Annotated in this window: 6 protein-coding genes; 3 read left to right on the top strand and 3 right to left on the bottom strand. The window is 68.2% G+C overall.

The window, feature by feature from the left end; all coding sequences use genetic code 11:
- Positions 1-189: 189 nt before the first annotated feature.
- The 3 genes from LzC2_RS08920 to LzC2_RS08910 form a co-directional block, all read right to left on the bottom strand.
- Positions 190-1,320, bottom strand: coding sequence for a 3-deoxy-7-phosphoheptulonate synthase (locus LzC2_RS08920; protein WP_171185987.1), 1,131 nt, complete (start codon positions 1,318-1,320; stop codon positions 190-192).
- A gap of 127 nt (positions 1,321-1,447) precedes the next feature.
- Positions 1,448-1,981, bottom strand: a complete 534-nt coding sequence (locus LzC2_RS08915) for a shikimate kinase (RefSeq protein ID WP_171185985.1) — start codon at positions 1,979-1,981, stop codon at positions 1,448-1,450.
- Positions 1,981-2,184 (bottom strand): hypothetical protein, encoded by a 204-nt coding sequence (locus LzC2_RS08910; protein ID WP_171185983.1) that lies wholly within the window; start codon positions 2,182-2,184, stop codon positions 1,981-1,983. The genes LzC2_RS08915 and LzC2_RS08910 overlap by 1 nt, the downstream gene beginning before the upstream one ends.
- Before the next feature lie 50 nt (positions 2,185-2,234).
- Between LzC2_RS08910 and LzC2_RS08905 the strand changes: the two genes are divergently transcribed.
- The 3 genes from LzC2_RS08905 (at position 2,235) to LzC2_RS08895 (ending at position 7,498) form a co-directional block, all read left to right on the top strand.
- Positions 2,235-3,959 carry a dihydroxy-acid dehydratase domain-containing protein gene (locus tag LzC2_RS08905; RefSeq protein WP_171185981.1) on the top strand — a complete coding sequence of 575 codons (1,725 nt, stop codon included), beginning with the start codon at positions 2,235-2,237 and terminating at the stop codon, positions 3,957-3,959.
- 155 nt (positions 3,960-4,114) lie between these two features.
- Positions 4,115-5,740 (top strand): ATP-binding protein, encoded by a 1,626-nt coding sequence (locus tag LzC2_RS08900; RefSeq protein ID WP_171185979.1) that lies wholly within the window; start codon positions 4,115-4,117, stop codon positions 5,738-5,740.
- Positions 5,741-5,806: 66 nt separating this feature from the next.
- Entirely contained in the window at positions 5,807-7,498 is a 1,692-nt protein-coding gene (locus tag LzC2_RS08895; RefSeq protein WP_171185977.1) for an ABC1 kinase family protein, read from the top strand.
- Positions 7,499-7,500: the final 2 nt, after the last annotated feature.

Raw genomic sequence — 7,500 nt, 5'->3', positions numbered from 1 at the left:
GGGTTGGGGGTGAGGGGGCGTTCACGGTCCGCTTGTTCTTCACCGCCCCGTCGCTCGGTCGTTGATTGTTTCGCGGTCCCCGAATCGACCGCGAAGAAAGGCTCGCCGCCCTCACCCCCGGCCCCTCTCCCTGAGGGAGAGGGGAGACGCTGCGGCAACGCGTCTTCCTATTCAGCGAGGCCCGATTTCCTACGAAGCCAGCTTCGCGTAGGTCTCGCGGAGCAGCGTTTCCGTGTCTTCCCAGCCGAGGCAGCCGTCGGTGACGCTCACGCCGTACTTCAGGTCGGCCGCGTCGGGGGTCAGGCTCTGGTTGCCTTCGTAGAGGTTCGATTCGAGCATCATGCCGATGATCGAGTCGTTCCCGTCGAGCCGTTGGCCGAGCACGTTCTGCCACACGGACGGCTGACGCAGCGGGTCTTTGCCGCTGTTGGCGTGGGAGCAGTCGACCAGGAACCGCGGCGGCAGGCCGTCGTCGATCAGGCCGGCGGTCGCTTTGGCGATGCTCTCCGCGTCGTAGTTCGGGCCGTTGTGACCGCCGCGGAGGATCAGGTGCCCCCACGGGTTCCCGGCGCTGCGAACGATGCAGGTCTTCCCGTCAGGGTCGATACCGAGGAAGCTGTGCCCCGCGCGGGCGGCGGTCATCGCGTTGAGCGCCGTTTGCAGCGAGCCGTCGGTGCCGTTCTTGTAGCCCACCGGCATGCTCAGGCCGCTGCTCATCTGGCGGTGGCAGGGGCTCTCGGTCGTGCGGGCGCCGATGCTGGCCAGGGCGATCAGGTCCGCAATGTATTGCGGGGTGATCGGTTCGAGCATCTCCGTCGCCGCGGGCAAACCGAGGTCCGCGATCTCCAGCAGAATCCGCCGAGCCTTCCGCAGCCCCTCGGCCATGTCGAACTTCTCGTTGAGGCCCGGGTCGGAGATCAGACCCTTCCAACCGACCGTCGTGCGGGGCTTCTCGAAGTAGACCCGCATCACGATCAGCAGCTTGTCCTCCGTCTCCGCGGCGACGGCCTTCAGCTTGGCGGCGTACTCCAGCGCGGCCTGTTCGTCATGAATGCTGCACGGACCGACCACGCACAGCAGGCGTTCGTCCTCGCCGGCCAGTACCCGTTTGATCTGCTCCCGGCCGGACTGCACGACGCTGCGAGCCGCCGCGGTGGCGGGGTATTCCGCCGCCAGTTCCGTGGGGCTGATGAGCTGCGTGAACTCCCGCACGTTGACGTTGTTCGTATCTCGCGAGTCAGTTTCGCGTGAGTCAGGGGAGGCCGGGGCAGACTCAGCGGCGGCGGTCGTGGCGGCAGCGGGCGGGGCGGAAGCGGGCACGAGCGACGGCGTGGGCAGCGGGGCGAACGGACTGTGAATCGAGCACAGTATGCGGCGAACCCGCCCGCTGGGAACCGCGACGGCGTTCGATGCAGGCCGAATCAGCGCCCGCCGACTGCGGGACCGTTCACTCCGCGAGCCGGCCCGCGATCTCGTCGACGAGGGCCTCCGGGCTGCGGTCGGCCGCGTCGATCCGCAGGTCGGCCCATTGCTCCAGCAGCGGTCGACGCTCCGCGGCGAGGTCGTGCAGCGTGGCCCCGGGGGCGATGACCACGGCCCGTTCCTTCAGGCAACCCAGCCGCGGTTCCAGCGCCTCGACCGGCACGTCCAGCCAGACGGTCACGGCGAACGTGCGAAACCGCTCCATCGCCGGGGTGCAGTAGATCACGCTGCCGCCGGGGGCGACGACGGAGGGTTCGCTCGGCACGGCGAGGTTGTATCGCGTCTCGACTTCGAGGAACTCCTCCCGGTCGAGGTTCTCGGAGACGTCCCCCAGCACCGTCCCGCCTTCGCCGGCGATGATCAGCAGGTCGGGATCGACGAACGGCACGTTCAGCCGTTCCGCCAGCGGCTTGCCCACGGTGCTCTTGCCGCACCCGGGCATGCCGATCAGCAGAACGGCGGGACGGTCGGGCCGACGCAGCGGCGCACTGTCGTTCATCAAAGTTCCCCCGCCGCTTTGATCGCGGCGATCTCATCGGTTCCAAAGTCGCGAACCAACTCCACGACGTACAGCCCCGCGGCGAAGGTCGCGGCGAACGCCACGCCGGCGACCAGCAGCCCTGACAGCCCCCGCCGACGGTCACGGCGGTCGCCTTCCGCAAAACCCGGGGACGAAGCGCGGCGGGCGGGATCGGCGACCATACTGCCGGCACCTTAGCCCGTATTCGCTCGTCCCGCCGCGCCGGTTCGTCATGTCCGACCCCCAGTCCCAAACGCCCGCCGACCAAACGCCCGCCGCCCCCCCGAACCGCAACAGTCGCGAACTGACCCGCGGCTGGCAGAAAGGCGTGACCGCGTTCTACTACGGCCTGGGCATGACCGACGCGGACTTCGACCGCCCGCAGGTGGGCATCGGCACGCCGCTGCTGGACGGGAACCTCTGCAATCTGCACGCCCATCAGCTCGCCGGGTGGGTGCGGGAGGGATGCGAAGCGGCGGGTCTACTGGGCTTCGCCTTCGGTACGCCGGCGGTCTCGGACAACATCACCCAGGGCCATTCCGGCGGACGGGCGAGCCTGCCGAGCCGCAACGCGATCGCCAACGCCGCGGAAATGGTGTGCAGCGCCCACCGCTACGACGGTTTGATCGGCCTGCACTGCTGCGACAAGAACGGTCCCGGCTTTGCGATGGCCCTCGCCCGGCTCAATGATCCCGGGCTGATCCTCTCCGGCGGCTCGATTCTCCCCGGGAACCACTGCGGCCGCGACACGACGATCCTCGACGTCTATGACTGTCAGGCGAAGGCCCAGCAGGGCGCCATGACCGCGGAGGAAGCCGACGCTGTCACCCGCACCGCCTGCCCCGGCGCCGGCGGCTGCGGGATCAACGCCAGCTTCAACACGTGGGCCGTCGCCTGCGAGGCGATGGGGCTGAGCGCGCCCTATTCCTCTTCCAACCCCGCCGTCGGGCCAGAAAAGGAAGCGGAGTGCAAAGCCGTCGGCGAAGTCATGGCGAACCTGTTGCGGCTCGACCTGCGGCCGCGGGACATCCTCACGAAGGCGGCCCTGTCGAACGGCATGCGGAGCCTCTGCGCCAGCGGCGGCAGCACCAACGGGGTGCTCCACCTGTTGGCGCTCGCCGCGGAGGCCGGCGTCAACTTCACCCTGACCGATATTCAGACCATCTGTCGCGAAACGCCCGTGCTCGCCGCGTTCGCCCCCCGCGGCGCCGGGACGATGTTGGACCTGCACAAGCTCGGCGGCACGCCGGTTTTGTTGAAGCACATGCTGAATTGCGGGTTGTTGGACGGCTCCTGCGTCACCGTGACGGGCCAGACCCTCGCGGAGAACCATGCGGAGATCGCCGACCCCATTGCCGGCCCGGATGAGTTTTTCTGCACGTCGGACGCCCCGCTGAACGCCGCCGCGGACCTGCAAATCTGCTTCGGGAACCTCGCCCCCGGCGGCGTCGTGTTCAAGGTGAGCAGCTTGAAGGAACCGCGATTCTCCGGCCGGGCGTTGGTGTTCGAGGAGGCGAAGGCCGTCGCCGACGCCGCGGCGGCCGGTCGCATCACCCCGGGGACGGTGGTCGTGCTGCGGGGACTGGGGCCGATCGCCGCGGGGATGCCGGAGGTGCTGGTCGCCAGCGCCGCGCTGAGCACGCCGGAACTCGACGGGAAGGTGGCGTTTCTGTCCGACACCCGCGTCAGCGGCGTCAGTCACGGGGCGATCGGGGTGCATTGCGCCCCGGAGGCCGCCGCCGGCGGACCGATCGGGCTGGTCGAGGACGGCGACGGCATCGCCTTCGATCTGACCGACGGCACGATCGCGTGGGCCGTGACCGAAGAGGAGGCCGCCCGCCGTCGCGCCGCCCGCGTCCGCCGCCCGATCGAACACGACCGTCGCTATCTGGCGGAGTTCGCCGCCACCGTCAGCGGCGCCGACCGCGGCTGCGTGGGCAAACCGTTGACGTTCTAAAGGGCGCTGGCCCGGCCGCTTCGTCAGAACCCGCACGGATGCACCCGCATTTCGGTGACGGCCGGGGACTCTTCGGTTCGATGTTGCCGTTTCGCCACGCCGCCAGCTTGCGTGACCTACGTTCGAGGGTCCCTCCCCCTCGGTTCCGGTCGATCATGTCCCTCCTCGAAGACGTCGATGCGCCCCTGGCGCCCGCGGATTTCCTCGCCCGATTGCGCGGCGACGATCCCCCGCAGGAGCCGTCGTCGAAGAGCGAAGCGGCGGCGTCCGTTCCCTCCCCGGCGGCTCAGGTATTGATGAACGCCGTCGCCGGCGATCAGCAGGCCGACCCCCGCCCGGCCATGAACTTCAACGATCCTCGCGACGTACTCGCGGGGATGGACGCTCAGGCGCTCGCCGCCGCGGCGGAAGCCGCCGCCGGCGACGGTCCCGGGGCTGCCGAACGGCTCAGTGCGTTATATGACCGCGTGGAGGCTCTCCTCGGCCCCCCGCCCTCCGACGAGGGCGCCGACGCCGGGGCGCCGGCGTTCCGGCCCCGTTGTCCCAATACGATTGCGGAGTCCGGCCTGACGGAAGACGAGATCGAACGGCTCGTCATGAAATACCTGTTCAACGTCGGCGCCGCCTCGGGGCGGGCGGTCTGCACGCAGTTGAAGCTGCCGTTTACGATCATCGACCCGATCGTTCGCAAGCTGCGCAAGAGCCAATACCTGACGTTCAGCGGGGCCGCGGAGGCGGGCGATTATCATTATCAAATCACCGAATCCGGTCGCGCCGCGGCGGGCAAGCTGGTGCGGGAATGCACCTACTTCGGCGCCGCCCCGGTGCCCCTGGAACAATATCTGGAGGCGATGGCCGCCCAGAGCATCGCCGGTCAGGTCGCGACCGAGGAGAGCCTGCGGGCCGCGTTCAGCGATCTGCTGATTAACGAGGCGATGTTCGAGCGGCTCGGCCCCGCGGTGAACAGCGGCCGCGGGATGTTCCTGTTCGGCGAACCGGGCAACGGCAAAACGAGCATCGCCGAGCGGATCACCCGCGCCTTCGGCAGCAGCATCTGGATCCCCCGCGCGATCAGCGTGGACGGGGATATCCTCCGGCTCTTCGATCCCGGCGTGCATGAGGAGGTCGAGGGCGCCGGCGCCGAAGGGCTGCTGGACCTGTCCGGCGTCGATCCGCGGTGGGTGAACGTCACCCGCCCCACCGTGATCGCCGGCGGCGAATTGACGATGCAGGAATTGGAGGTCGTGCAGAATCCCGTCACGAAAATCTGCGAAGCCCCGCTGCAATTAAAGTCAAACTGCGGCACCCTCGTGATCGACGACTTCGGTCGCCAGACGATGCCGGTCGACGTGTTGTTGAATCGCTGGATCGTCCCATTGGAGAAGCGATACGACTTCCTCAACTTGCCCAGCGGCAAGAAGGTGAAAGTGCCGTTCGACCAGTTGATCGTGTTCAGCACGAACCTGGAGCCGCGGGATCTCGTCGACGGCGCCTTCCTGCGACGCATTCCTTATAAGATCGAGGTGCCGGACCCCTCCCGCGAGGAATTCACGGCGCTGATGAAGATTATGTGCGGCGCGTTGAATCTGGAGTATGATTCCGCCCCGGTCGAATATCTCGTCGAGGAGCATTACATCAAAGGGGAGCGCCCGTTCCGTTGCTGCCAACCCCGCGACCTGTTGATGCAGGTGCGAAACTATTGCGCTTATAAGCAGCAGCCGGTCGAGTTGACGAACGCCGCCTTCGACTTCGCCGTCGCGAACTACTTCAGCGTGATGTGAGCGGCGGACGCGGTTCTCCAGCGCCCTTCCGAACACGCCGCCTCGCGGTTCCCGTTAGACTTCTTCATGGCCCCCCGCCCCGTTCGACTGCTGCGCAACCTCAACCGCGGGCGAGAGATCGTCGCGGTGCTGGTGCGGCACGGTTTCGGGGATGTGGTGCGCCGGTTGAACCTGCGACGCTATTTGAACTTCGGGCGGCGGGTGTTCTTCTGGCGGCAAGATCCGCCGCCGGCGCCGGAGCGGACCACGCCGGAACGGCTCCGCATGGCGTTGGAGGATCTCGGGCCGACGTTCATCAAGTTCGGTCAGGTCGCCAGCACCCGGCCGGACGTGCTGCCGGCGGAAGTGATCGTCGAACTGACGAAGCTTCGCGAGACCGTCCCGCCCTTTGACGGCGAAGTGGCCGTCGCCGCCGTCGAAGCAGCGCTCGGCCGCACGGTCGCCGAGGCCTACCGGGAGTTCGACCCGGTTCCCGTCGCCGCCGGTTCGCTGGGACAGGTGCATCGGGCCGTCGGCCACGACGGCGCCGACCTCGCCGTCAAGATTCGTCGGCCGGGCGTGAAGAGCGACGTGGAGCGGGACGTCAGCCTCATGTTCGATCTCGCGGCGCTGATCGAACGCCGGCTGCCGGAACTGAAAGTCTTCGACCCCGCCGGTCTGGTGCGGCACTTCTCGCGAACGATTCGCCGGGAGGTGGACTTCACCCGGGAGGCGAACGCCGCCGCGGAGATCGCCCGGCTGTTCGGCCCGGACTCCGACGACCTGTGCGTCCCGGTCGTGCAGGAAGACCTCACCGCGGAGGCGGTGCTGACGACGACCTGGCTGAGCGGTCTGCCGGCCGACGAACCGGCGACGCTTCGCGCACGCGGTTTGGACCCCGCGGAGATCGCGGCGAAGGGCGCCCGCGTGTTCCTCAAGCAGGTCTTTCGCTTCGGCCTGTTCCACGGCGACCCGCACCCGGGCAACGTGCGCGTGATCCCGCCGACGGCGGATCACCCCCAGGGCCGGATCGGGCTGCTGGACTTCGGGATGGTCGGGGTTCTTGATGAACTGGTGCGCGATCGGCTGGTGGATCTGCTCGCCGCGGTGGCTCGGGAGGATGTGGCCGCGGTGTCCCGCCATCTCTTGGCGCTGGGCACGCCGATGGCCGAGATCAACGAAACGGCGCTGCGGGTCGATCTGCGGGAGTTTCTCTCGGCCCACTACAACGTCCCGCTGGCCCGGCTGCGGGTCGCTGCGGTGCTGGGCGACTTTCTCTCGCTGCTCAGTCGGCACCGCATTCGCCTGCCGGGCGACCTGATGCTGCTGGTGCGGGCGGCGGTCAGCGTGGAGGGCACCGGTCGCCGGTTGGACCCGGACTTCAACCTCGCCGCCCACGTCGCACCGTTCGCGACAGACTTACTCAAGCAGCGGCTGGACCCGAAACGCCTCGCGAAGCGCTTTGCCGGCGAGGCGGGCGAACTGGCGACGCTCGCCGCCGCCGTGCCTCATCAATTGGGGCGGACGCTGGAGAAGCTCAGCCGGGACGAACTGCGGGTGCAGATCGACGTGGCGGGGCTGGACGTGTTGACGCGGGAGATCGACCGGGCCGGCAACCGGCTGGCGATCAGTCTGGCGATGAGCGCGTTGATTCTGTCCAGCGCATTACTGATCCGCAGCGTGCCGGAGAGCTTCTGGTTCGCGGTCCCGATCTTCCTGCTCAGCAGCTTGTTGGGGCTCTGGCTGGTCTACGGCGTGTTCCGCAGCGGCAGTCTCTAACC

The organism is Alienimonas chondri, from assembly GCF_013036045.1.
Classification (GTDB): Bacteria; Planctomycetota; Planctomycetia; order Planctomycetales; family Planctomycetaceae; genus Alienimonas; species Alienimonas chondri.
Note: the sequence above shows the minus strand (reverse complement) of the source record. Positions and strands in the feature narration are given on the sequence as shown.